Raw genomic sequence first — 25,922 nt, 5'->3', positions numbered from 1 at the left:
TTTTATAGTGGGTTAATGAATTGATTGTCCGAGTTTTCATGACCGGGTAACACTTGGCAACGAACGAAAAGGCATAAGTTAATGCCAAAGAGTATTAGCCATCCAGATGTCCGGGCGTAGGATGTTAACAGCTTCTAAATTAAGGATTTCCCCATGAGTGATACAGATATCCGTGTGGTTACCGGCCCTGCCAACTACTTTTCTTCCCCCGGTGCCATCGACCGGCTGGCGCAGTTTTATACGCCGCAACAACTGGATAACGCGCTGTGGATTTACGGCGAGCGTGCACTAGTGGCTGCGCAAGATTTCCTGCCGCAAGCGTTTACTGCCCCGCAGGCGAAGCGTGTGTTGTTCGCGGCACATTGCAGCGAAACTGAAGTACAGCGCATTGCGCATATCGGCGGCAATGACCGGCAGGTGGTGATCGGCATCGGCGGCGGTGCGGTGCTGGATACCGCCAAAGTGGTGGCGCGTCGTCTGGGATTGCCGGTAGTGGCCATTCCGACCATTGCCGCGACCTGTGCGGCCTGGACGCCATTGTCTGTGTGGTATAACGACGAAGGGCAGGCGCTGCGTTACGAAATATTCAACGACGCCAACCATCTGGTGCTGGTCGAACCGCGCATTATTCTGCGCGCACCGAAGGAATATCTGCTGGCCGGGATCGGCGATACGCTGGCGAAATGGTACGAAGCGGTGGTACTCAGCCCGCAGCCGGAAAAACTGCCCTTAACCGTGCAGCTCGGCCTGAATACCGCGCTGACCATTCGGGATGTGTTGCTCAACGAAAGCGAAGCGGCATTACAGGCGCAGGACGATAATCAACTGACGCAGCCATTCCTCAATGTGCTCGACGCCATTATTGCGGGCGGCGGATTAGTGGGCGGGCTGGGCGACCGGTATACGCGTATCGCAGCGGCGCATTCGGTGCATAACGGCCTGACCGCGCTGCCCCAAACTGACGCCTTCCTGCACGGCACCAAAGTCGCTTACGGCATTCTGGTGCAAAGCGCGCTGCTCAATCAACCGGAAGTGGTGCAGCAGTTAACCGCGCTGTACAAAGTGCTGGATCTGCCGGTCAGTCTGGCGCAGTTGCAGGTGGATATTCATGATGAGAAACAGCTTTCCCGACTGATTGAGCGCACGCTCCAGCCCGGAGAATCCATTCATCTGTTGCCGGGAAACCCCAACGCCGAACAACTGCGTCTGGCATTTGAATTTGTAGAGAATAAATAGCTTTTTTAATCCCCTCATATTAATAAAAAACCTGGCATTGACCGGGTTTTCTATTTCCTGCATAGCATGAAGATAACGTCCTTAAGGACGCATCCTCTTCCTTAATGGCTGCGCTGACCGCCGCACAGTGTTATTATGTGCGCCCTCAGCAACCATCAGGGAAAGATAAGAGCGAAGATAGTGAAAAGATAATATTCATCTTACCGTACGTTTTCATGCGGTTGCCCCCACCCTAAATTGCGAATGATGGTATTGATGCTGAATTTCAGCACGCTTGCTATATCACGAACTTTTGAAGTCGTTTATTTTCAGGATTTTATTTGATGTATAATGTTTTGACACTTAGAAGAGATTTAGAAAGCCTCGGATTCTCCAAGACTCATAGCGGTTTCCTTTGGGAACAGCAAGGTCAGGAGGGAAAGGTTAATAGCAAGATATCATGTCAGTTTTTCAACAGCACACGCAGGAAAAACAATCTTAACGATCTGGTTGAGTATTGTTGGCATGTATATATGAAAGCCTATACATCATCTGGACCGATATTAATCGGTCGTACAGAAGACTTATGGAAAAAAAATATTTTAGAGAAGTATAACCTGGGAACAGATAGCAACCTTTGGGATCAGGGAGCAAAAGGTAACCTTCTGGTAATAGACAAGTGGCTTGGCGCTCTCAATGACTGCTGGATATTAGGGGGTATACACCGATATGCTGACTTCAGGCTCATGTCATCACTTTCGCCTGCTAATCTCTGGAACTACGAAAAAGGATATCATGTTGTAACCGCCAGAGAAATTCTCGGCCTGTTGCTATTCGGATATAAAAAATCCGTTACTAACAATTTAGTCACGTTTAAATGCGTAAGCAGGGATAACGCCAGAAATGCCAATCTTCAATCTTATGCACAATTGATGAAAAAACAACAAGTACGAGGTATCTCATCAATAACAAAATTGATATCAGCCAATTATCAAAATGAAATCATAAAATTTAACCGGGCAACTCTGAACCAGGTTAAATAAATTACCCAACTGACTCATTAATCGTCTTTTAATGAGTCAGTTAGAATATATTTTTCAATTACATGTCAGATATGATGTGCGAATAGGGAAATGTTCACAGCAATGACCCGATATAAGCCAGCACTGAACTTCAGTAAAATATTTGTGGAGAAATAAAGGGGGAAACGTAAACATTGCGTAAAGTAAACGGCAGCTAAACGCTCTTCATTTTCCCTGCTGAAGTACGTTCTCTTTAAATCTACGTTGTAAAGAGGTTTAAAAATTGGGTGATACCGTGATTATTTCAGGCAGCGGAAACCGATCATGGAACACTCACCCCTTAACGAAACCGAATCCCTCAACGGCAATTTCTCCGTTGAAGAAACAATCAAAAAAACCAGCGGATTCAGCCTGTTTGTCGATCTTCTGAGCGGAACGTGCGTGCCGGACACCCTGTGGCGCGACCGGATGTTCCGGGTCAAATACGCCGTGCGCACCTTACTGCATCCGCTCGATACCCTGAAGGTGTTGAATAAGATGGCTGCTGAGCCGGTCTGGCAGGAAGCTTTCACCGTACAGACCAAATTGCCGAGTAAAATTCATAAGCCGTATCTGCACCTCGGTTTACATTCTGCCGGACGTGCTGATGCACTGGTTGATCACTACGCATTCGTCAAAAACCTGGAAAACGTCCGCCTGCGCAATACTTTTCTGAGCGCAACCGGCAACACCATCACCCGGTTCACCGGCAAAGACGGTGAAGCTTTCCAGGTGGTGCTGGGTTCCATCGGCAAATCTGAGCGCGAAGGCGAGGCCAACATGTTCCTTTATATGGAGGACACGCTGCTTGCGGCGCTGACGTTTAGCATTGTGAAACGTCCGCAAGGGAGGACACTGATTATCGGCGGCTTCCAGGGGGCACATCGCTCAACGCCACATGAAGTGATTAAACAGGCGACCAAATCCTGTTACGGGTTGTTCCCGAAACGCCTGCTGCTGGAAAGCCTGCAACGTGTCGCGGCCGAAACCGGCGTGCAGTGCATTCTTGCGGTCAGCGATACCGGCCATGTGTTCCGCAGCCTGCGCTACCGTCACCGCAAGAAAAACGTATTTGTCGCCAGTTATAACGAATTCTGGGATTCCATCAGCGCCACGCCCGCGTCTTCAGCCTTATATCACGTACCACTGGAACTGCCGCGCAAACCGATGGAAGAGATTGCCAGCAAGAAACGTTCCGAATACCGCAAGCGTTATACCTTGCTTGATGAATTGCATGAGAGCACAGCGTCTTTACTGAACGCCTGACCTCAGATTTACCCGTAAATCACCCGCTGTATCAGGGGCCAGGGAACGGCCTTTTGTTCAGTCCCCCCAACGCTTATGCCTGACCTTCAACGAAAATTCTGATACGGATGTAAAATTCCCGCATGGGTTAAGTGGCGGTTTTGTAGAGCAATAGTCAGTTAATCATTCGATTTAAAACTAATACGATCTGAACCATCTCGTGAATTGTGTATTTTTGATGGTGAGGAATGTTACACGTATCGCAAAATCTTATCGCCAGCCGCCCCCTGCTGTTTTAAATGTGATGTTATTCACATCTATTCATTCATCCCGCCTATATAAAACGTCATCTCTATAAAAACAAAACACCGGTTCATTTTATAAATATCTCTCTGGGCGGATAACCTATGAACGCAGAAAAACCTATTTTATTTAAACATCAGCTGGCGTATGGCGGCGGAAATCTGTTGGGCAGCGGTGCACTGGCGATTGCCGGGATCTGGCTGCTGTACTTCTACACCACATTTTGTGGCCTGACGCTGCTACAGGCATCGGCGATCTTCTCCGTCGCCAGCATCATCGATGCCATCAGTAACCCGCTGATGGGTTATCTCTCGGATAACTTTGGTAAAACACGCCTCGGCAAACGTTTTGGCCGCCGCCGTTTCTTCATTTTACTCGGCGTGCCACTGATGATGTTCTATCCGTTGCTGTGGGTTGAAGGCTTCGGATTCTGGTATTACCTCTCGACTTACGTGATGTTCGAGCTGATTTACACCTCGGTGATGGTGCCGTATGAAACGCTCGCGACCGAAATGACTACCGATTTCTCCGCCCGTTCAAAACTGACCGGCTATAAAGCGATTTTCGGCAAAGTAGCGAACTTCCTCGCCGCGTTCATTCCGGGCCAGTTCATTCTGATCTACGGCAAAGACTCCGCGCAGCCGTTTTTCTACACCGCACTGACGTATGGCGTGATCTTGTTTATCGCCCTGGGCATGTTGTATCTCTCTTCCTGGGAACGCCCGGTAGAAGAAACCACGCCGGTCGATGAGAAGAAAATGACCCTCGGCAAAACCATGCTGACGCTGGTTCGCGACATGAAATCGACATTCCACCTGCGTGTGTTCCGTAAGCATCTGGGCATGTATCTGTGTGGCTTCGGGGCAGAATGGCTGTTTGCTTCCGTTTTCACCTACTTCATCATTTTCGTGCTGCAATATGATCCGACGATGGTTGCCGGCCTGAGCAGCCTGAACTCGATGCTGCAACTGTTCTCTACCGCGATATTTATCGGCATCTGCGTCAGGCACGGGTTCAGCAAGCCTTACATTCTGGCGCTGGGCATCGTGATTTTCTCGGTCATTTGCTACAGCCTGCTGCACGTCCTGCATCTGCCGCAGCAATATGCCACAGCGGCCATGCTGACTATCACGGTCATCTTCGGTATCGGTACCGGCGGCGTGTATTACATTCCGTGGACGGTTTATACCTTCCTGGCGGACATTGACGAAGCCTTTACCGGACGTCGCCGCGAGGGGATTTACGCCGGTGCGATGACCTTCTCCGGCAAACTGATGCGCTCGGTGATTGTTTTCGTGATGGGTGCCATTTTGAGCTTCTACGGCTTCCAGTCTAAATCTCATACCCAACCTGAAAGTGCGGTGATGGCGATTGCGCTGGTGTTCTGTATCGGTGTTATTGCGCTGGCGCTGATGGCTATCGTGTTCAGTAATCAGATGAAACTGAACCGCAAAACTCACCTTGTGGTGCTGGGCGAAGTAGCACGTATCAAAGCGGGCGGGCAGATTAGCCAAGTTCAGCCGGAAGTACGGGCGGTGATGGAAGAACTGATTGGTTATCCGTATGAACAGTGCTGGGGTAACAGCGTCGTCTGCCGCAAAATTTTCGATACGCCTGCCGTTGAGGTCACCGAACCCAAACCGATGGTGAGTACCACACAACAACCTTAACACCTGATTTAACTCTATTTTTCCACTTTTCCGACTGGCCGGGTCACCGGCCAGTGACCCCTCACGTTTTTAGGATAAGAACGATTATGTGGGCATCAAAATTTGTCATTGTCGCGCTGTCCCTCGGAATGAGCGTACAAAGCCTGGCCGCTGCATTGCCGGATACCGGCAAACTGGTCTGGCACAGCATCACATTTGGTCAGTCAACCGACGTCAATTTCGCCACCAACGTTCTGCCGGAGAAAATCGGCATGAACGAAACCTTACTGGCAGATGGCAAAGCAGTTCCGGCGGCGGGCACCGTGCTCAGCACGCCGTTCACACTCGAAAGCCGTGGCGGCAAAGTCGGTAACAGTCACGACGGCTTAACTTATTTCTATACACGCTTACCGGCGGAGGTGAATTTCCAGCTTGAAGCGGAGATCACACTCAACCAGTTCGGGCCGGAAAATGGTGCGAAACCCGCCGGGCAGGAAGGGGCCGGATTACTGGTACGCGATATTCTGGGCAATCCGCGTGAGCCGGTGACCAAACCGGGCATTGAGGAGTTACCGGCAGCATCAAATATGGTGATGAACAGCGTCATGGCCATCGGCGATAAACCGCCGGTGCTGGCGATGATTGCCCGTCAGGGCGTACAGCAACCCTGGGGAAATACAGGCATCAGCATGGTACGTGAAAGCTATCATCCGCTGAGTACGCCAGCCCGTTTTTCGCTGCGACTGACCCGCACGGACAACGGTTTTACCGTCGCCTATGCGCCACAAGGCAGCGATCAGTGGGTAAGCAAATCCGTGCAGCGCGCGGACGGCGTGACACAACTGGATAAAACCGGGTATTACGTCGGTTTCTTCGCCTCACGCAATGCCAAAATGACGGTAGATCACGCAAAGCTGACACTCAGCGAAGCGCATACTCAGCCCTCTGCGCCGTATGTGACACCGTCACTTAATGCGCGTATTGAGGTGATGTCATCGCCGGTCATTACCCGCCGCGACAGCGTGTTCCAGTTACGTACTAACGGTGACGGACAGGTGCAGGTTGTTCAGAATGGCAAACCGCTGTTGCCGCAAAAAGCGGTACGCGGTGGTGAAGTGGTCGCGGTTGCGTTTCATGCTGAACAACCGGTGACAGCGCTGAAAATAACCTACACCCCGGCAGACGGCAAACCGGTGACGCAGGAATTTGCGGTGAGTATGGCGCTGGTCAGCAATCCTGACCAGTTGTATGTTTCACCGGCTGGCGCGGCAGGTAATGACGGCTCGGCTGAACATCCGCTGGATTTTAACAGTGCCGTTAATCTTTTAGCACCGGGCGGCACGCTGTGGCTGAAAGAGGGTGATTATCCGGAAAGCGTGATCCCGGCAACCGCCAGCGGCACCGAAAAAAACCGGAAAACCCTGCGTGCACAGGGCGACAACGTAGTGTTTAACGGCCTGACACTCAATGCCAGCTACTGGAATATTCAGGGCATTACCGTTACGCAAAAAAGCTTTCATATTGCCGGAAGCTATAACCATATCGACCGCGTTAAGGCGCATCACGCCGATGATACCGGCATCTGGGTGGCATCGCCGGACGGCATCGGGCGGGCATTATGGGCCAGCCATAATCTCATCAGCAATGCTGAGTCCTGGGGAAATCAGGATCCGGGGCGCAAGAACGCCGACGGATTTGCCGTCAAAATGCGCGTGGGCGAGGGTAACCGGCTGGTGAACTGTTATTCCCACGACAACATTGACGATGGTTTCGACCTGTTCAACAAAATCGAAGACGGCCCGAACGGCAGTGTGACCATTGAGCACAGCCTGTCAGTGAACAACGGCAGCAATGGCTTCAAACTGGGTGGCGAAGGATTACCGGTCAGCCATGTGGTGCGTCACAACGTCGCGGTCAGCAACGGCATGGACGGCTTTACCGACAACTTCAATCCGGGTGCGCTGGTTATCGAAGACAACCGCGCAGTCGATAACAAACGCTTCAACTTCCTGTTCCGGCCTTCGCCATACACCACGGCTGACAAGCAGGGCACTTTTAAGGACAACATTTCGCTGCGCACCACCGCAGGAAAGTATGACGATGCCGTGACCGGTAATGTGGATAACAGTAATTATTTTTACGCTGACCACAAAACGGTGAATACAAAGCATCAGGAAATTAAACCGGGAGATTATATTTCTCTGCGGTTGCCGGATCCGATTACCCGTCTTTCAGACGGCGGATTTAATTACGCTGACTTTTTGAAAAACAAATAAAGCGGCGTTATTAATAGTCAATACTTTATATAAAACAATACTACTCAATATCTCTGGGATTTATAAAAATGAAAAATAGCAGACTGATGATCTGCGGTTTACTGCTGGCCAGCGCCAGCAGTCAGGCCGTCACAATTGACCTTCGCCACGAATGGCTCGATGACAGTAAACAACATAAAGACAGGGCGCTGGTCTCCCACCGCTTCGCCAACGGGTTCGGTTTCTCGCTGGAGGCTAAATGGAAATCCGGCGGCGACAATGAGAATAAACCCTTTAATAATCTGGTAGATAATGGTACAGAAAGCACCATCAGCTATCAGGTTAAAGTGACGCCAGAAGTGTTCGTCCAGCCGGGATTCACGCTGGAGTCCAGCTCTGACAGCAGTATCTACAAACCATTTTTAACTGCGGGATATACCTTTGACAGCGGCATTTATTTCAATGCCCGTTATCGTTATGAATATACCCGTTATACCAAAGAAAATACCGAAGACCGTAAAACCAATCGCGGCGAAATATGGCTGGGTTACCGTCTGGCAGACTGGCGATTTGAATATAACTATATTTATAAACACAGCGATCAGATCCTGTATGACAACGACAAATGGGATTATGAGCAGGATTTAAAGGTCGCGTATAATATTAACAAGCAATGGACGCCTTATGCCGAGATCGGTGATGTTTCGGTCAGGAAAACCACCGACGAAAGGCAAACCCGTTTACGCCTGGGGATCCAATATAATTTCTGACGTTATCACATTACGGTGTGACGTCTGTCAGCCGGTCAGCGCATGCTGTCCGGCTATTTCCTCACTGAAATATAAACGAAACATATTAAGCAGTTTTTGCGGGTTGACAATAATAGGGCGCATGGGTAAATTGCACGAGCCGGAAGTAGCGGCCTTTATTAACTTTACATAAGAGACTAATGGACACTGTAACCAGTAACTTGCCGGATGACGCTGAAATAGCGCACCGGAACAGTAAACATAAAATCGATTGTGATCATTTCACCGTTTGGGTGCGCCTCACCAGAGCCTGATGCTCTGGTGTAATCTCACCTCAACCTGAATGTCACGGTCCCGAGGTGTGTTATGAAGTTCAAATCTACCCTTTTTTCTGATGTCAAAACCCTGACATCCACTTTGCGTGTACGCCCGTCCCGCGACCGGACGCTGGCTGCGCATAAGAAAGACTCTCCATCCATTTTTTCTTCTAAAATCAGCAGGGTGAACGCACGCATCACCACATGGCGTGTCAGCCCTGTCACCGGTCAACTGGAGCAACGTTGCATCGTTTCTGACAGTGAAGAACCACAAAGTCGGTTATCCCTCATCTGATTCAGTCCCGGCATTACGCTGCGCTGAACATCGTCCTGACTGATGCCTGACGGCTCTGTCTTTTTATTATCCGCGAAATAGAAATTCTTCGCGTAATAAAAAACTCAGGGAAGTTACGCGTCAATAAAAGACACACTATCGATTTCACTCTGTTTAGGCCCTTTTTAATTAAAGGATAATAAACGGCGGGGAATTCTGCGCGATATGAATTTAATACCGATCACTGAAATGACGTGAAGGGTTTTTACTGCCTGAAATAACAGGCGACATTATTCCCCTGCACGTTATCCGGTGACAGGAGTACCACCATGACTGTACAAAACAACAATACACTCGAAAGAAAAACGGCAGAAAGAAAGAAACAGGCGCTCTCCATGCGCGCGGCTCAGGAAGCCAAAAACGGCATTGACGTGACGCTGATTAATGTTAATGCCAGCCGCTCGGGCCTCACGCATGGTGAAGCGGCGAAACGGCTGGAGAAAGAAGGCTACAACGAAGTGGCACACGACAGGCCACCTCACGCGCTGGTTCAGTTAATCAAAGCATTCAACAACCCGTTTATTTATGTGCTCGCCGTGCTGGCGATAATCAGCTTCTTTACCGATTACTGGCTGCCGCTGCGCGCCGGAGAAGAAACGGATCTGGTGTCGGTTTACATCATTTGCGCGATGGTCGGCCTCAGCGGGCTGGTGCGTTTCTGGCAGGAATACCGTTCGGCAAAATCCGCCGAAGCGCTGAAAGCCATGGTTCGCACCACTGCCACCGTATTGCGCCGCGACATGCCGGGCAGGCAGGGCAAACTGTGTGAAATCCCGATGCGTCAGTTGGTGGTCGGTGACATCGTGCAGCTTTACGCCGGGGATATGATCCCGGCCGATGTACGGCTGATCGAATCCCGTGACTTATTTATCAGTCAGGCGGTGCTGACCGGCGAAGCGTTGCCGGTCGAAAAATACGACACGATGGGCGATGTCGCCCCTAAATCGGCCAGCGCCCTCAATGAGGAAAACGAAAACCTGCTGGATATTCCCAACATCTGTTTCATGGGCACCAACGTGGTCAGTGGCACCGCGCAGGCGGTGGTCGTGGCGACCGGCGCACGGACGTATTTCGGATCGCTTGCCAAAGCCATTGTCGGTACCCGCGCTCAAACGGCCTTTGATCGCGGCGTGAACAGCGTCAGCGGGTTGCTGATCCGTTTCATGCTGGTAATGGTGCCGGTGGTGTTCCTGCTCAACGGCATGACTAAAGGTGAATGGTGGGACGCGCTGCTGTTCGCGGTGGCGGTAGCCGTGGGTCTGACGCCGGAAATGCTGCCAATGATCGTCAGCGCCAATCTGGCGAAAGGCGCAGTGGCAATGGCGAAGCGCAAAGTGGTCGTAAAACGCCTGAACGCTATCCAGAACCTTGGCGCCATGGACGTGCTGTGTACGGACAAAACCGGCACGCTGACGCAAGATAAAATCATTCTTGAGCACCACATCGATACGCACGGTCAGAACAATGATTCCGTGCTGCAACTGGCGTGGCTGAACAGTTTTCATCAGAGCGGCATCAAAAACCTGATGGATCAGGCGGTGATTTACTTCTCCGAAAACACACCGGGCTTCGTCAGGCCGCAGGGCTACCGCAAGGTCGATGAAATGCCGTTCGATTTTATCCGTCGTCGCCTGTCGATCGTGGTGAAGGATCCGCTGGAGAATCACCTGCTGGTGTGCAAAGGCGCGGTGGAAGAAATGCTCAGTATTTCCACCCATATGCATGAAAACGGCAAAGTGGTGGCACTGAATCCTTCACGTCGTGACGCGTTACTGGCGATGGCCAACGACTACAACCAGGATGGCTTCCGTGTGCTGGTGGTGGCGACCCGGACGATCCTGAAAGCCGACGTCAAAAAACAGTATGGCACTGACGATGAGCATGATCTGATGATCAGCGGATTCCTGACCTTCCTTGATCCGCCGAAAGAATCTGCGGGTCCGGCGATTGCCGCACTGCGTGATATCGGTGTGACGGTGAAAGTGCTGACTGGCGATAACGCCATCGTGACCAGCCGTATCTGCCGTCAGGTCGGTCTGGAGCCGGGTGAACCGTTACTCGGCTCGCAGGTTGAACGCCTCGATGATGCCTCACTGCGCCAGCTGGTGGAAGAACGCACGGTGTTTGCCAAGCTGACGCCGCTGCAAAAATCCCGCGTGCTGAAAGCGTTGCAGGCCAACGGCCACACTGTCGGATTTTTGGGCGACGGGATCAACGACGCGCCTGCGCTGCGGGATGCTGATGTCGGCATTTCCGTCGACAGCGGCACCGATATCGCCAAAGAGTCAGCCGATATTATCCTGCTGGAAAAAAGCCTGATGGTGCTGGAAGAGGGCGTGCTGAAAGGGCGCGAGACTTTCGGCAATATCATGAAATACCTCAATATGACGGCCAGTTCTAACTTCGGCAACGTGTTCTCTGTGCTGGTCGCCAGTGCGTTTATTCCGTTCCTGCCGATGCTGGCGATTCATTTGCTGCTGCAAAACCTGATGTATGACATCTCACAGCTGGCTCTGCCGTGGGACAAAATCGACAAGGAGTTCCTGAAAAAACCGCGTAAGTGGGACGCAAAAAACATCGGCCGCTTTATGGTATGGATTGGCCCGACCTCATCGATTTTCGATATGACCACCTTTGCGCTGATGTGGTTTGTGTTCAGCGCCAACAGTGAATCGATGCAGACGCTGTTCCAGTCTGGCTGGTTTGTGGAAGGGCTGCTGTCACAAACACTGGTGGTGCATATGCTGCGCACCCGGAAGATCCCGTTCATTCAGAGCACTGCCGCCTGGCCGGTGATGCTGATGACCGGTCTGGTCATGGCGGTCGGTATCTACGTGCCGTTCTCTCCGCTCGGACCGATTGTCGGATTGCAGGCGCTGCCGTGGGAATACTTCCCGTGGCTGGCCGGTACGCTGCTGGCTTACTGCTGCGTGGCACAAGGTATGAAAACGATTTATATCCGCCGTTTCAAACAGTGGTTCTGATCTGCTGAACTGTTATACGCAGAACCCGGGTGCCGTCGCGATGACGGCACCTGCACCCGCTGTGATGCGCGTTAACCGCTGTAACGAATAACAATGACAACCCTGAAAAAGGGGAGCCGCTATGTCTATGACCCACACTGTAACAACCATGACCTCCCAATCCGGCACTACGCTGCTGGTCAATCTGGCAGGCGCTATTGCGCTGCTGCTGTGGGGATCTCACATGATTTCGACCGCGCTGCAACGTGGCTTCGGCACACCGTTACGCCACTGGATGGGCCATCATCTGTCCAGCCGCTGGATGGCGTTGCTCGCCGGGATCGGTATTACCGGTTTGCTGCAAAGCAGCACCGCAGTCAGCCTGATGGCCACCTCTTTTACCGCCGCGGGCACGCTCAGCCTGGCGCCCGCGCTGGCGGTCATGCTCGGCGCAAATGTCGGTTCCACCCTGGTGGTGCAACTGATGAGTTTCAACACCGCGATCGCCATACCGTTGCTGATACTGAGCGGTTTTGTCGTGTTCAAAATGCGCGACCATTCCGGGTTTGAAAGTGCAGGCTGTGCGCTGATCGGCCTCGGGCTGATGTTGCTGGCACTCAGCCTGCTGAGTGCCACACTCGGACACATCGAAAACACGGAAGTATTCAGCGCCGTGATGCAGGGATTAGAAGGCGATACGCTGATTGCCCTGATGGTGGCCATCATTCTCACGCTGGTGTGTCATTCCAGCGTGGCAGTGATTTTGCTGATTGCCTCACTCGCCGCCACGGGCGTGATGACGCCGGTGACCGCCATGGTGCTGGTGCTGGGTGCCAATATCGGTGGCGCACTGCCGCCGGTGCTGAACGCCGGTTCGGCGGTGGCGCGCCGTCTGCCGCTGGGTAATCTGCTGGTGCGCGGCGCGGGCTGTGTTTTCGCGCTGGCCCTGATGCCGCTGCTCAGCCATGTTGCCGCGGGTCTTGCGCTGACCACGCCGCAACTTGTTGTGTGGTTTCACACCGCGTTCAGCGCCGTGCTGGCCGGGGTATTTATCGGGCTGACCGGCCCGCTGGCCCGTGTGCTGGAAAGGATTTTCCCGGAGGAACAACCTGCCGCTGATGCAGAAATGCCGGTGTATCTCGACGAAACCGGGCTTGATGTGGCTTATATCGGGCTTTCCAATTCAGTGCGTGAATCCCTGCGGCTGGCCGACATGCTTAACCTGATGCTCGAACGGCTGCGGACGTTATTCAAGACTGCTGATAATCAGTCTGCGGCTGAAATCCGCCGGTTAGATCATTCGCTTGACGGTCTGAGTGCGGCAATCCGCGCCTATCTGGCGGATTTAGGACAGGAAGGGCTGAGTGACAGCGATGCCGACCGCGCGCAGGAAATCCTGATGTTTGTGATTAACATTGAGCACGCCGGAGACATTCTTTCCACCAGCCTCACCGAGCTGGCGACACGCCGTGCCCGCCGCAATGCACCTTTCAGCGACGTTGAACTGCACAACATGGGTTTGCTGCACACGGAGATCCTGAACAGCCAGCGCCTGGCGGTCACCGCATTCCTGGGTGAAGATCTCTCAGCCGCGCATCAGCTGGTTTCGCGCAAAGAGGTGATCCGCCAGATTGAAGCCAGGGCAAGCCGCGAGCATTTCAAAAATCTGCGTGATGATAAAAATGCCTGGGCGGAATCCGGCGATATTTTCCAGCGTGTGCTGCGTGATTACCGGCGCGTTCATCATCATATCGCTGCGGTGGCGTATCCGGTGATTGATCGCCTGAGCGACGCCACCACGGACACGCGGAAGTAAAAACAAAATGATAAAAACAGAAGGATAGAACATGAGGGTACTGATTTGCGCGGGGCGCTTTTATGCAGATATCAACAGGGTACAACGGGCACTGGATGCGTTTTCGCAATCACACCCGATAAGCGTGCTGATCCACGGCGGACATCAGTCGCTGGGCGCGATGATCGAACGCTGGGCACGCACCGCCGATGTGCACATTGTCCGTTATCCCGCTAACTGGTCACTGCACGGTAAATACGCCGAAATACGCCGCAATCTCTTTATGATGAAAGACAGCCAGCCGGATGTGGTGCTGGCTTTTTCCGGCGGAGAGGACACGCAGGATTGCATAAAACTGGCGCAGCATTCCGGCATCAGTGTGATAGTCAATGCGGCAGAAACCGGCCCCGGTTCTTAACCCCCGGACGGGCAGCCGGCAGGGATTTTTTGCCGGAAATGCCCGCCTGACGCGGTCTGGATTAATCTGATAATCGCTGCAACTCTCCTGTTCAGAGCTATATTTACCTATTGATAATTCATTTCAGAGGTTTTCAACGCAATGACGCGTTGAGCTGTAACTCATTAAAAGGAGAGTCACTTTGACTGCAGAAATTCAGGAAAATACAACCGAAACACCGCTTCTCCCTGTATTGGACAGTCGCCAATACGCCTTCTTTTTCGATGTCGATGGCACACTTGCTGAAATCCGCGCTGAACCGGATGCCGTCACCATCCCCGCTGAAGTTCGTGATCATCTGCAAACGCTGTTTGCGGCCTCTTCCGGCGCGCTGGCGCTGGTGTCGGGGCGTCCGGTGGAACAGCTTGATCAGTTGGTCAGCCCGCTGGTTCTCCCTGCTGCGGGCGTTCATGGGGCTGAAATGCGCGACGGCAACGGCACTCTGCACCGTGTCACCTTACCCGATGATGTGGCGCAGGAGGTGCAACAGACCCTCGAAGCGGGCATGGCCGCACTGCCGGGTACCTTGCTCGAAACCAAAGGCATGGCTTTTGCTTTGCATTATCGTCAGGCGATGCTGCATCAGCAGCAGGTATTAGCACTGGCTGAATCCGTGGTGGCAAAATTCCCTGAGCTTGTTCTTCAGCCGGGTAAATGCGTTCTCGAGATTAAACCCCGCGGAAAAGATAAAGGTGCAGCGATTTATACGTTTATGCAACAGACGCCATTTTCCGGGCGTATTCCGGTATTCGTCGGCGATGACCTGACCGATGAAAAAGGGTTCGAAGTGGTTAACGCCATGCAGGGGATCACGGTGAAAGTCGGCGAAGGTTCAAGTCTGGCGCATTATCGCGTCAAAACCGTTCGCGATGTTTACCGTTGGATCGAGGCGTTACAACGTCACACATTAACATTTAACAAGGAGTCTGAATTATGAGTCGCCTGGTGGTTGTCTCTAACCGAATTGCCATTCCTGACGGTTCCAAATCCGCCGGTGGACTGGCCGTGGGCATTCTGGATGCGCTGAAAAATACATCAGGCCTCTGGTTTGGCTGGAATGGTGAGATAAGTGAAATATCGGGCGAAGAAGAGGATGACCTGAATCTGATGGAAGATGACGGCATTACTTACGCTTCGGTTCCGCTTAATCAAAACGATTACGATCTGTATTACTGCCAGTTTTCCAATGCCGTACTTTGGCCAGCACTTCATTATCGTATTGATCTGGTGGATTTCCAGCGTGAAGCCTGGGACGGTTACTGCCGGGTCAATGACATGCTGGCGAAAAGATTGCAGCCGCTGATCAAAGCAGACGATATCTTGTGGATCCACGATTATCATTTACTGCCGTTTGCCGCTGCGCTGCGCAAACTCGGCGTAAAAAACCGCATAGGTTTCTTCCTGCATATTCCGTTCCCGACCCCGGAAATTTTTAATGCGGTGCCGACGCACGATGAATTGCTCAAGATGATGTGTGAGTATGATTTACTGGGCTTCCAGACCGAAGGGGACCGCCTGGCATTTCTGGATAATCTCAAGGCACTGACCGATATTGAAGATTGCGACGCGCATCAGCATCAGGCATTTGGCAAAACCTTTGCCACTGGCGTATACCCGATCAGCATTGCGCCGGAAAGCATAAAGGAAATGGCCGAAGGCCCGCTGCCACCGAAAATGGCGGCGATGGAACGTGAACTTCGCGAAGCGAAAAACATCATTTCCTGCGAGCGTCTCGATTACACCAAAGGGCTGCCGGAACGTTTTCTGGCCTTTGAGGCATTGCTGGAAAAATTCCCGCAGCATCGCGGTAAAGTGCGCTATTCGCAAATCGCTCCGACATCACGCGGCGACGTGCAGGCTTATCAGGAACTTCGTCATCAGCTGGAAACCGAGGTGGGGCGCATCAACGGTAAATACGGTGGCATCAACCAGACGCCGCTGTTTTACCTCAACCAGCATTTCCAGCGCAGCCTGCTGATGAAATTATTCCGTCTGACGGATGTCGGGCTGGTAACGCCGCTGCGTGATGGCATGAATCTGGTGGCGAAAGAATATGTCGCCGCGCAGGATCCGGCAGATCCCGGCGTTCTTGTTTTGTCACAATTTGCCGGTGCGGCGAATGAACTAACGTCGGCGCTGATCGTCAACCCTTATGACCGTGATGACGTGGCGGCGGCGCTGGATAAAGCGCTGACCATGCCGCTGGAAGAACGGCTTGAGCGTTATAACGACATGATGGCGGTGCTGCGTAAAAATGATATTGCGAACTGGGGCGAAACCTATTTGCGCGATTTATACGCCATTTCGCCACAGGGAGAAAAAAACAACGCTGTCGCATAAACTTTCTAAGCAAGAGGCTTGCTGCATATGCAAAATGCGAATTACCAGACGAATGAAAACGCGCTGTTTGACAGCGAAAACGCTGATAGCGAAGAGACGCGTCTGAGCGAGCTCGAGCCCATTGAACTGATCCTTGACCGGATGATGGATGCGGAACCGGAGCCGGGGATGATCGAAGGTTTGCCGCCTTCTGATGCCTTAACGCCTGCCGACCGTTATCTGGAATTGTTTACCAGTGTGCAATCTTCAGGGCTTTTCGAGGACAGCAAAACCTTTCCCGACTGCCCGCCGAAAATGGATCCGCTGGACATATTGCTGCGTTATCGGCGGATAAAAAACCATCCGGGCTTCAACCTGAAACGATTTGTGGACGCGCATTTCTGGCTGTCGGAACATCGTGATGATGAATACGTCTCCGACCCCGGCGATTCGCTGAAAGAGCACATCGACAAACTGTGGCCGGTGCTCACGCGCCAGCCGGAAGACCACGTGCCCTGGTCGTCACTGATGCCGTTGCCCCAGGCCTATGTGGTGCCGGGCGGGCGTTTCAGTGAAACCTATTACTGGGATTCTTACTTTTCGATGTTAGGGCTGGCGGAAAGTGGCCGTAATGATCTGTTGCGCACCATGGCGGATAATTTCGCCTGGATTATCGAGATGTACGGCCATATTCCTAACGGCAACCGCACGTATTATCTCAGCCGTTCCCAGCCACCGGTGTTTGCGCTGATGGTCGAACTGTTCGAGGAAGACGGCGTGCGCGGTGCGCGGCGTTACCTTGACCATCTGAAAATGGAATATGAGTTCTGGATGGACGGCGCGGATTCTCTGGCGCCGAATCAGGCTTACCGGCATGTGGTTTGCCTGCCGGATGGCACGCTGCTCAACCGTTACTGGGATGACAGGGACACACCGCGCGATGAATCGTGGCGCGAAGATGTCGAAACCGCGAAACTTTCGAGCCGCCCGGCAAATGAGGTTTACCGCGATTTGCGCGCTGGCGCGGAATCCGGCTGGGATTATTCGTCGCGCTGGTTGCGTGACGGGCATCGTCTCGCCAGCATCCGCACCACGCAATTTATCCCGGTGGATCTGAATGCGTTTCTGCACAAGCTGGAAAGTACCATTGCCAATATTTCCGGACTGAAAGGGGATAAAGTCACCGAAACGTTATTCCGCCGGAAAGCCGAAACACGCCGCGAGGCCATCAACTGTTATCTGTGGGATGACAACGAAGGTTGTTTCCGTGATTACGACTGGCACCGTCAGCAAATGGCGCTGTTTTCTGCCGCCAGCGTGGTGCCTTTGTATGTCGGACTTGCCAGCCATTATCAGGCCGAACGTCTGTCAGACGCCGTGCGTACCCGCTTACTCACACCCGGCGGCATCATGGCGACAGAATATGAAACCGGTCAACAGTGGGATAAACCCAACGGCTGGGCACCGCTGCAATGGATGGCGATTCAGGGCTTTAAGCAATACGGCAATGATGTACTGGGCGATGAAATTGCCCGTAACTGGCTGAAAACCGTGAATCAGTATTATCAGCAACACCATAAACTGATTGAGAAATACCATATTTCAGGCGACACATCCCGCGAAGGCGGCGGCGGGGAATATCCGCTGCAGGACGGTTTCGGCTGGACCAACGGCGTCGTGCGGCGGTTGATTGGTTTATATGGTGAGAATTACGACTGATTGCCGCATTCACCCTGGGCCACCAGCCAGCGTTCAAACGCCTGGTGGATCAGGGTTTTCTGCACGCCCACTGGCGTCAGGGCGTGGTAATGGCAGGGCGCGACGGTAATCTGCGGGAACAGCGGTATCAGATTCCCGCGACGGATTTCCGCCGACAACGTACTGACCGGCCCCAGCCCGACGCCAATTCCTTCCAGCATCGCATGCAACGAAACGTGAAAATGATCGTAACGGCGAAAGCCGCTGACCGGCGGTTTCTCCAGCCCTGCCGCCGCCAGCCATAAATTCCAGTGTCCGGGACGGGTGAGGGTTTCAATGCGCGGACATTTCAGCACGTCCTCCGGCGTCTCCAGCGGAAAGCGTTTGAGCAGCGCCGGGGCGGCCATCAGGCAATGGGTATCAGCCAGAAAAGGGATCGCGGAATATTCCGTGGCACCGGTTTCACGACGGATCAGCAAATCGTAATGCCCCACAATGTGTAACTGCTCGGTATTGGCCGTAGAGATTTGCAGGTTTGCCTCAGGAAATTGCGTATAAAAATCATCAAGGCGAGGCAGCAGCCATTTCAGGCTCATGGTGGTTGGCACGCTGACATTGAACACGTTATTCCGCCCGCCATTACCGTAGCGCAGGGCGATATCCGACAGGGTATCGAACGCACTGCCCAGCTCGCGTGCCAGCGTCAGCGCATAAGGTGTCGGCACCCGCCGCTGGCCTTCTTTACGAAATAAATTCACCCCAAACCACTTTTCCACCCCCTGAATATGGCGGCTTACCGCGCCGTGCGTAATGCATAACTCCTGCGCTGCGGCGGTAAAACTCCCGGCATGACAGGCGACAAGAAAGGCACGGAGGGCCGTTATCGGGGGAAGGGCATGCATGGTCGTTCCTTTTTAATCACGATTATGTGACTTTTTATCACGGGTTACGCCATTTCCTAAACGCTATCATCGCCCGCATTCCCCCTGAGAAAAGGAAATGTGACGTGATGTATGTGGTGATTGCTCTGACGGGCATACTGGCGGGTGTGATCAGCGGCGTTGTCGGCACCGGCGGTTCCATCATGCTGTTGCCGGCGCTGACGTATACTTTCGGCCCGAAAACTGCGATTCCGGTGATGGCGATTGCCGCTATTGTCGGCAATATCTCCCGCGTGCTTCTCTGGCGCAAAGACATCAACATTCGGGCATTTTTGCTGTACGCCATGCCCGGCATTCCCGCCGCCGTTCTCGGCGCAAATACCCTGTGGGAAATGCCCGCCACGCTGTCGAATATGTGTATCGGCGCGTTCTTCTTGTTGCTGATCCCCTTGCGTCATTACGCCCGTTACCGGGCTTTTACCCTCAGCAGTGCGCAACTGGCGATGGCAGGCACGCTGACAGGGTTTCTGACCGGTGTGGTATTTTCAACCGGCCCGCTGACCATTCCGGTTTTCGCCGGTTACGGGCTGGTGAAAGGTGCGCTGCTTTCCACCGAGGCTGCCGCTTCGTTCGCGATTTATTTCGCCAAGGCCTCAGCGTTCAGCGTGATTGGTGCAATGCCGTGGCCGGTGTTTTTGAGCGGCTTGCTGGTGGGTGGCACACTGACGACAGGGATGCTTATTGGCAAAAAATTTGTTATTAAGATGTCAGAGACATCCTTCAACCGCCTGATCGACATCATGTTATTTCTGGCGGGCATCTCTTTACTCTGGAACTCAGCAAAAGGACATTAACAGATGAGTACACACCCGATCCGCCAGGTTATCGAAGCCTGTGACAAAGCCATATCCGTCAGGGATTTTGACGCACTGATGGCGCATTATGCCGAAGAGGCGGCGCTGGTAATTAAACCGGGCATGATTGCCCGCGGCAAAACCGACATCCGCAAAGCCTTTATCGCCATCTCGGATTATTTTCAGGATCAGCTGGTGGTAGAACAGGGCGAAATGCAGGTGATTGAAGGGGCAGAGGATGCGCTGGTGATCATGGAAACGGTGCTGCATTTCCCCGACGGACAGGGCGGAAAGGTGACCACTACCCGCCGTGCCACCTATGTTTTCCGCCATGAACCGGACGGTCGCTGGCTGTGTACCATCGATAATTCATACGGCACATCGCTGTTGGATCAGGAATAAGGCTCCGCAAGGAGCCTTATTCGCTTCATCCATCCACGGTGATTTAGCGTTTTGGGATCCCCGGTAATTCCTCAGAAAAACGTGCCGTCATTGCATCCCGCTCATAGCCCTGATATTCAGTCAGAATATGATACAAATCGGGTCTGCGGCCTGCCATCCAGCGCCTGCCGGTACTCATCGGGATCAGCGATAAATCCAGATCCGCGCTGACCATCGCATCCGCAGCAACCCAGGTTTCATCGACGATCCGGCCATAAGGGTCGAGGATCATCGCGTTACCGGTGCGTACTTCATCATCATCCGCACCGACGCCGTTACTGAACAAAATAAACATGCCGTTATCGTGAGCGCGTGAGGGCAACCAGCGCATCAGCCATTCCCGGCCGCTGGGACCTTTAAACGCTGCGGTAATCTCTTCTTTGCGTTCAGCACGCTGCTGCCACAATGCCAGCGGTATCGGTTTCATGCCGTGCGGGCTGCGTGAATGTGTGCCGCCTGTCTGATGCGGTGCCAGTAAAATATCTGCTCCCAGCAGGGCGGTGGCACGGGCATTTTCCACCAGATTGTTGTCCCAGCAGATGAGGATCCCGACCTTCACGCCCCAGGGGGTCCCGAACACGGTATAACTGTCACCGCAACTGAAAGCCTCATGCTCAAAGGCGTGCATTTTGCGGTGGATGTGTAACGAACCGTCAGGCATGCAGGCGGCGTAGGCATTATACAGACGCCCGTCAGCGGCACGTTCGATAAATCCGGCGCCAATCAGCATCTGATGTTTCACGGCCAGCGAGCGGATCAGCGCAACAGAGGGGCCGGTGTCGGCTGGCTCCGCCAGTGCCTGAACGCCAGCAGCATCGAGTTTGGGCACGTGCCAGTAACCGGTGATACACATTTCCGGAAAGGCCAAAATATTGACGCCTTCAATAGCCGCTTTTTCGATAAAACGCTCCATAATTAACAGGTTATATTTTTTGTTACCCGCCTGATGCTGAAATTGAATGACCGCTGCTTTGAGTGTTTTGGGGTCCGACATGTTCTTCTCCATACGTCTTCAGGGATTTCGGTTGACGCTGGTATTAGAGCAATGCGACTGATAACTTTATAATGAAATGATTTCCAAATCTGATAACCCAATGGAATATATAAAGTGAACACACGTTTGCTCAGGGCTTTTGTCACACTGGCTGAAAAAGGGAATTATGCGCAGGCAGCGCAGGCGCTTTCCGTTTCACAACCGGCACTCACCAAACAGATCAATCTGCTGGAATCGACGCTGAACGTGGCGCTTTTTGCCCGCGGACGACACGGCAGTGCGCTGACAGCCGCAGGCCAGCGGCTTTTGCCGGAAGCGGAGAAAGTATTGCGACAAATGGCCGCGTTTATGCAACATGCCAGCCAGGTTGAAAAGGGGGGAGAAGGGCTGCTGGCGGCAGGATTCGGCCTGTCGAGTTTCATCCTGGCGCCACAATGTATTGCGAAATTCCGCGCAGCATATCCCGGCGTGGATATCACGCTGGAAGATCTGCCTTCCGCGCAGCAATACGACATGCTGCAACGCGGGGAACTGCACATTGGTTTTGTGCGTGTCCCGCCGCCTGCACCGCTCAGTTACCACGCGCTGTTTGAGGATAAACTGGTGCTGGTGGTGTCTGAAGATAACGGCGAGGATATGAGTGAAAGGCTCAGGAACCGTCCGTTACTGCGTTTGTATACTGAGCGGGCGGGGGGGCTGAATGCGCAGACAGACCGTTTTTTACAGGAGAATCTGTTTCATGTTTCATCGGTTCAACGGGCGGAGGATATCCAGACTATTGTCGCACTGGTAGCAGCCGGGATCGGCGTGGCGTTGCTACCCGAAAGCGTCGTGCATATTGCGCCGCCGGAGCTGAAAATACTTCCGCTCACCGGCCCTGCGACGCGCTGGCAGGTGGGGATTGCATGGGACGCCCGGAATGAAGATGTCATTCGCGATAACTTTGTGCGGATGGTGACTGAAAATCTCAAAGCCGCTGCCTGTATATAGAACGGTCCGGAATGTGGCCCGCGCCATCAGGCCGACGGCGATAAGTTCACCAATGCGAAAGACCCTGACCAGAATTCAGTTTCTGTTTCCAGCCGTGCGTTCAGGAAAGCCTGAACTACCCGTCTTTGTTCAGGTAAATTCCTGGCCGGGTGATGACCCAGGTGTAGTCAGGTTCGTTAACCGGTGTGTAACCAAACTTTTGATACAACCACGGCGCGGTAGAAGTAAAGAGTGCCATCCGGCGAAGTTTTGCTGTGACCGGATGCGACTGCACACATTCGATCAGCCATGCGCCCAGATTTTTCCCCTGATAATCTTCCAGCACATAGACATCACACAGGTAAGCAAAGGTGGCGTAGTCCGTGATAAAGCGGGCGTAACCGATCTGTTTTCCGTCGTCGAACAACCCGAAGTTCAGGCTGTTTTCTGCGCCAGCGCGCACCGTCTGTTCGTCAATGCCCGGCGCCCAGCTTGACCGGGTCAGGTAGGCGTGAATTGCCGGAATATCCAGTTTTTGAAAATCGGTAGTGATCAGATAAGTGTCTTTGGTCCAGTTGCATACAGCTTTCAGGTTTGTCACGGGAACCTCACAAGTTCGTTGAAAACAGGTCGTTTTCTACCTTACCGGCTAACGCTGAGAAATTCACCCGCGTTATAGTTGCCAGGGTATGTGCCCGGCCTTTGACGCGCCGCACTATAAAAATCAGGCCGGATGATGTATCCTGCACTGATTATTGGTATGCTGTATATAATTACAGTATAAGGAGCGAATCATGGCTGTTGAAACAAAATTTGTTGTGGTCAGAAAAGGTGAAGAGAAAATGACTTTTGCCAATAAGAAAGAAGCAGACGCTTACGACAAGATGCTGGACATGGCGGATGCTTTTACTGAATGGCTGTTACAGAGCAATATCGGGATGGATGAAGCACTGGCGGAAAACATTGCACTTCACCTCGCCGAGCAGAAAGACACCGTCCAGCATATTCTGCGCACCAGCAAATTGCCGGAAGCAGAAATCGCACACCAGCCCGCCGCTGAAACGCCAGCAGAAGCAGAAGCAGAAGAAGTGGTCGCAGAAAACGTGGCTGCTGAAGAAAATGCTGCCGAAGAAAATGTTGCTGAAAAACCTGCCACGGCCAAAAAAGTCCGTGCGGTAAAAGCCGCGTAACTGAGAGAACAGCGTGCGTAACGGCACGCTTTCTTCCCCCCTGATACCACGCTCAGTATTTCAGTGGCAAACGGATCACTTCTTTCAGAATACCGTTGTGCAGCCTCACATATCCCCCCTGTTTCAATTGTGAAAGCACTTTCATGATCGTGCTGCGTGAAAGGTGCGTCTTAAGCTGAATGTAATGGGCAGCAGGAATATTTTCGCGTATTTCCGGCGGTTCTTTCATGAGTTCCATGAGCTGGTGGCGCAGAATTTCATAGGATGTCGGTGCCGTCAGCATTGTGCTTTTGACATAGAGATTGTTGGTCATCCTGAAAAAGTGCTTTGCCATTGGCTCCCACAACTCCAGACGATCAATCAGGGCATGCATCTCCGCCACGGTGGAGACGGCAATCTCAGATTCATCCTGCGCCTGAATAAACATTCTGGCCTCTGAGGGCACCGCACCGCCAATACCAATGATGCCCGGCACTGACAACGTACCTATCAGCACAGGTTCGTCGTTATGAAAGGTTTTAAACCAGCCTTTGCGAATGAAATAACAATAAAATTCCCCCCTCTCATACAGATGGAAGCGCGAGCCCGCGGGGACAGTACGGAACTGGAGATAGGGAATAAGTTCGGCAAATAGCTCAGCGGTAGCCTGACTGAGGTCTTTGCCCTTATCACTCTCGGTAACCATCGTTATTAACCTCGTCAGGCAGCAACAGCAGGGAATTACCTTAAATTTAGCAGAGTTCCCTGTCCGGTGAATGCGGCCTTAAGAGGCCGTTTGGGGCATAATCCTCTTTCCCCCCGCCATGCAAAAGGACAGGCAATGAAAGCTGAACATGAGTATTCACTGAAAACCCTCCCGGCTCCCGCGACTTACCCTCACATTCCCACCCCGGTATTATCCGATGAAACCATGGCGTCACGCCTGCGTCATATCCTTCACGCGATGCAACAGCATCAGCTCGACAGCCTGGTGATTTATGCCGACAAAGAACACGGCGGCAATTTCGAATATCTTGCGGGTTTTATCCCGCGCTTTGAAGAAGCCTTGCTGGTGGTGCGCGCGACCGGTGAGCTGACTTATGTTATGGGGAATGAAAATCTGAAACTGGTTCCCCATGCGCGCAACGCCGGTCGCTGCCTGCATGCGCCGGTGTTTTCCCTGCCCAACCAGCCGATGAAACATCATCAGCCGCTGCACGATTTGCTTAAATCTGCCGGTATTGCTGACGCGCAGCACGTTGGCATTGCAGGCTGGAAACTGTTCAGATGTGACCCTGTCACGGATAAAACCACCTTTGATGTGCCCGCGTTTGTCCTCGACGCAGTCCGAAAGGCCGCGGGCGTGGCTGGAGATGTGGTCAACGCCACCGGTCTGTTTACCTCGCCAGAAAATGGTGCGCGGCGGATTAATACCGCTAATGAAGTGGCGTTTTATGAATACGGCGCCAACCTGGCCTCCACTCAGGTGCTTGCGGCGCTGGATACGATTGCACCCGGCAAATCAGAAAAAGAAATCGGTCAGTTACTGGCAGGAGAAGGCCAGCACGGGAACGTGATTATGATTGCCGCGACGGGTGAGCGTTTCGCCCATGCGAATCTGTATCCTTCCGACAAAACTATCCGGCGTGGCGATAAGTTTTCGCTCACCGCCGGATACAAAGGAGGCCTCACCAGCCGTGCGGCGTATGTGGTGGCGGCGGAAAATGAATTACCGGAAGAGGTTTCGGACTGGTTGCAGCGGCTTGCGATACCCTATTACCACACGGTAGTAACCTGGCTTGAAGCACTGCGTATCGGGCTGACCGGCGGTGAGCTTTATCAGCTTGTTGAGCAAACGCTGCCACAGAGCATCTATCACTGGCATCTCAATCCCGGTCATCTGGTTGCAGATGAGGAGTGGCTGTGTTCTCCGGTATACGGTGGCTCAGTGATCCCGTTTGAAAGTGGCATGTTGTTTCAGATTGATATTATTCCGTCATTACCCGGCTATGGTGGCAGCAGCATCGAAGATACGGTAGGGCTGGCAGATGAATCACTGCGAAAAGAGCTGGAAACGCAGTTCCCGGAGGTCTGGCAGCGTATGGTCACCCGTAAAAAATACCTGACGGACGTGCTGAGTATTCGCCTTTCCGAGGACGTGATTCTGCTTTCCAATACTGTCGGTTACCTGCGGCCTTTCCTGCTGGATAAGTCGCGGGCTTTGGTGCGGACGTAAAGCAATTTGCCTCATCAT

Annotated in this window: 22 protein-coding genes; 18 read left to right on the top strand and 4 right to left on the bottom strand. The window is 52.9% G+C overall.

The annotated features are described in order from the left end of the window. Positions 1–153 precede the first annotated feature (153 nt). From LC431_RS07595 to LC431_RS07535, 13 genes are all read left to right on the top strand, one after another. Positions 154–1,236 (top strand): oxidoreductase, encoded by a 1,083-nt coding sequence (locus LC431_RS07595; protein WP_013577733.1) that lies wholly within the window; start codon positions 154–156, stop codon positions 1,234–1,236. 323 nt (positions 1,237–1,559) lie between these two features. Next, positions 1,560–2,258, top strand: coding sequence for a hypothetical protein (locus tag LC431_RS07590; protein ID WP_112151369.1), 699 nt, complete (start codon positions 1,560–1,562; stop codon positions 2,256–2,258). A 303-nt stretch (positions 2,259–2,561) separates the two neighbouring features. Then, positions 2,562–3,542, top strand: coding sequence for a VirK/YbjX family protein (locus tag LC431_RS07585; protein ID WP_013577728.1), 981 nt, complete (start codon positions 2,562–2,564; stop codon positions 3,540–3,542). A gap of 386 nt (positions 3,543–3,928) precedes the next feature. Then, positions 3,929–5,494, top strand: coding sequence for an MFS transporter (locus LC431_RS07580; RefSeq protein WP_014416485.1), 1,566 nt, complete (start codon positions 3,929–3,931; stop codon positions 5,492–5,494). Positions 5,495–5,580: 86 nt separating this feature from the next. Then, entirely contained in the window at positions 5,581–7,749 is a 2,169-nt protein-coding gene (locus tag LC431_RS07575; protein WP_223509576.1) for a right-handed parallel beta-helix repeat-containing protein, read from the top strand. A gap of 68 nt (positions 7,750–7,817) precedes the next feature. Next, positions 7,818–8,498: an oligogalacturonate-specific porin KdgM family protein gene (locus LC431_RS07570; protein ID WP_013577725.1), complete on the top strand. Its 681-nt coding sequence runs from the start codon at positions 7,818–7,820 to the stop codon at positions 8,496–8,498. A gap of 345 nt (positions 8,499–8,843) precedes the next feature. Continuing rightward, entirely contained in the window at positions 8,844–9,089 is a 246-nt protein-coding gene (locus LC431_RS07565; protein WP_013577724.1) for a hypothetical protein, read from the top strand. 308 nt (positions 9,090–9,397) lie between these two features. Further along, on the top strand, positions 9,398–12,112 hold the full coding sequence (gene mgtA, locus LC431_RS07560) for a magnesium-translocating P-type ATPase (RefSeq protein ID WP_223509574.1): 2,715 nt from the start codon (positions 9,398–9,400) through the stop codon (positions 12,110–12,112). A 121-nt stretch (positions 12,113–12,233) separates the two neighbouring features. After that, positions 12,234–13,907 (top strand): Na/Pi cotransporter family protein, encoded by a 1,674-nt coding sequence (locus tag LC431_RS07555; protein ID WP_223509572.1) that lies wholly within the window; start codon positions 12,234–12,236, stop codon positions 13,905–13,907. A gap of 31 nt (positions 13,908–13,938) precedes the next feature. Then, a complete protein-coding gene (locus LC431_RS07550) occupies positions 13,939–14,304 on the top strand; it encodes a DUF2493 domain-containing protein (protein WP_013577721.1) in 366 nt (121 codons plus the stop codon). Positions 14,305–14,485: 181 nt separating this feature from the next. Then, a complete protein-coding gene (otsB, locus tag LC431_RS07545; RefSeq protein WP_013577720.1) occupies positions 14,486–15,280 on the top strand; it encodes a trehalose-phosphatase in 795 nt (264 codons plus the stop codon). Then, positions 15,277–16,683: an alpha,alpha-trehalose-phosphate synthase gene (otsA, locus tag LC431_RS07540; protein WP_014416480.1), complete on the top strand. Its 1,407-nt coding sequence runs from the start codon at positions 15,277–15,279 to the stop codon at positions 16,681–16,683. Before otsB ends, otsA begins: the two co-directional genes overlap by 4 nt. A gap of 27 nt (positions 16,684–16,710) precedes the next feature. Next, positions 16,711–18,381, top strand: coding sequence for an alpha,alpha-trehalase (locus LC431_RS07535; protein WP_223509570.1), 1,671 nt, complete (start codon positions 16,711–16,713; stop codon positions 18,379–18,381). On the opposite strand, the gene LC431_RS07530 is transcribed toward LC431_RS07535, so the two are convergent. Continuing rightward, the gene (locus tag LC431_RS07530) at positions 18,372–19,262 is read right to left on the bottom strand and encodes a LysR substrate-binding domain-containing protein (RefSeq protein WP_131637545.1); all 891 of its coding nucleotides are present in this window, start codon (positions 19,260–19,262) and stop codon (positions 18,372–18,374) included. The genes LC431_RS07535 and LC431_RS07530 overlap by 10 nt on opposite strands. A 107-nt stretch (positions 19,263–19,369) precedes the next feature. On the opposite strand from LC431_RS07530, the gene LC431_RS07525 reads away from it, so the two are divergent. Beyond that, positions 19,370–20,095, top strand: a complete 726-nt coding sequence (locus LC431_RS07525; protein ID WP_217244601.1) for a sulfite exporter TauE/SafE family protein — start codon at positions 19,370–19,372, stop codon at positions 20,093–20,095. A 3-nt stretch (positions 20,096–20,098) separates the two neighbouring features. Beyond that, on the top strand, positions 20,099–20,497 hold the full coding sequence (locus LC431_RS07520) for an SgcJ/EcaC family oxidoreductase (RefSeq protein WP_013577715.1): 399 nt from the start codon (positions 20,099–20,101) through the stop codon (positions 20,495–20,497). Between the two features lie 43 nt (positions 20,498–20,540). Here the strand turns inward: LC431_RS07520 and LC431_RS07515 are convergent, their stop codons facing one another. Then, complete coding sequence (locus LC431_RS07515) at positions 20,541–21,530, bottom strand: nitrilase family protein (protein WP_121019914.1); 990 nt, start codon at positions 21,528–21,530, stop codon at positions 20,541–20,543. A gap of 114 nt (positions 21,531–21,644) precedes the next feature. On the opposite strand from LC431_RS07515, the gene LC431_RS07510 reads away from it, so the two are divergent. After that, complete coding sequence (locus LC431_RS07510; protein WP_112151376.1) at positions 21,645–22,520, top strand: LysR family transcriptional regulator; 876 nt, start codon at positions 21,645–21,647, stop codon at positions 22,518–22,520. A gap of 115 nt (positions 22,521–22,635) precedes the next feature. On the opposite strand, the gene LC431_RS07505 is transcribed toward LC431_RS07510, so the two are convergent. Further along, positions 22,636–23,100: a GNAT family N-acetyltransferase gene (locus LC431_RS07505; RefSeq protein ID WP_013577712.1), complete on the bottom strand. Its 465-nt coding sequence runs from the start codon at positions 23,098–23,100 to the stop codon at positions 22,636–22,638. A 193-nt stretch (positions 23,101–23,293) separates the two neighbouring features. On the opposite strand from LC431_RS07505, the gene LC431_RS07500 reads away from it, so the two are divergent. Continuing rightward, a complete protein-coding gene (locus LC431_RS07500; protein WP_013577711.1) occupies positions 23,294–23,689 on the top strand; it encodes a YebG family protein in 396 nt (131 codons plus the stop codon). Between the two features lie 52 nt (positions 23,690–23,741). On the opposite strand, the gene LC431_RS07495 is transcribed toward LC431_RS07500, so the two are convergent. Next, on the bottom strand, positions 23,742–24,374 hold the full coding sequence (locus LC431_RS07495; RefSeq protein ID WP_013577710.1) for a helix-turn-helix domain-containing protein: 633 nt from the start codon (positions 24,372–24,374) through the stop codon (positions 23,742–23,744). Between the two features lie 135 nt (positions 24,375–24,509). Here LC431_RS07495 and LC431_RS07490 point away from each other — a divergent pair, with 135 nt between their 5' ends. Further along, on the top strand, positions 24,510–25,904 hold the full coding sequence (locus tag LC431_RS07490; protein WP_223509568.1) for a Xaa-Pro peptidase family protein: 1,395 nt from the start codon (positions 24,510–24,512) through the stop codon (positions 25,902–25,904). Positions 25,905–25,922: the final 18 nt, after the last annotated feature.

The organism is Rahnella sp. GSA61A, from assembly GCF_019969905.1.
Taxonomy (GTDB): domain Bacteria; phylum Pseudomonadota; class Gammaproteobacteria; order Enterobacterales; family Enterobacteriaceae; genus Rahnella; species Rahnella aceris.
The sequence above is the reverse complement of the archived record's forward strand: the minus strand, read 5'-3'. Positions and strand labels throughout refer to the sequence as shown.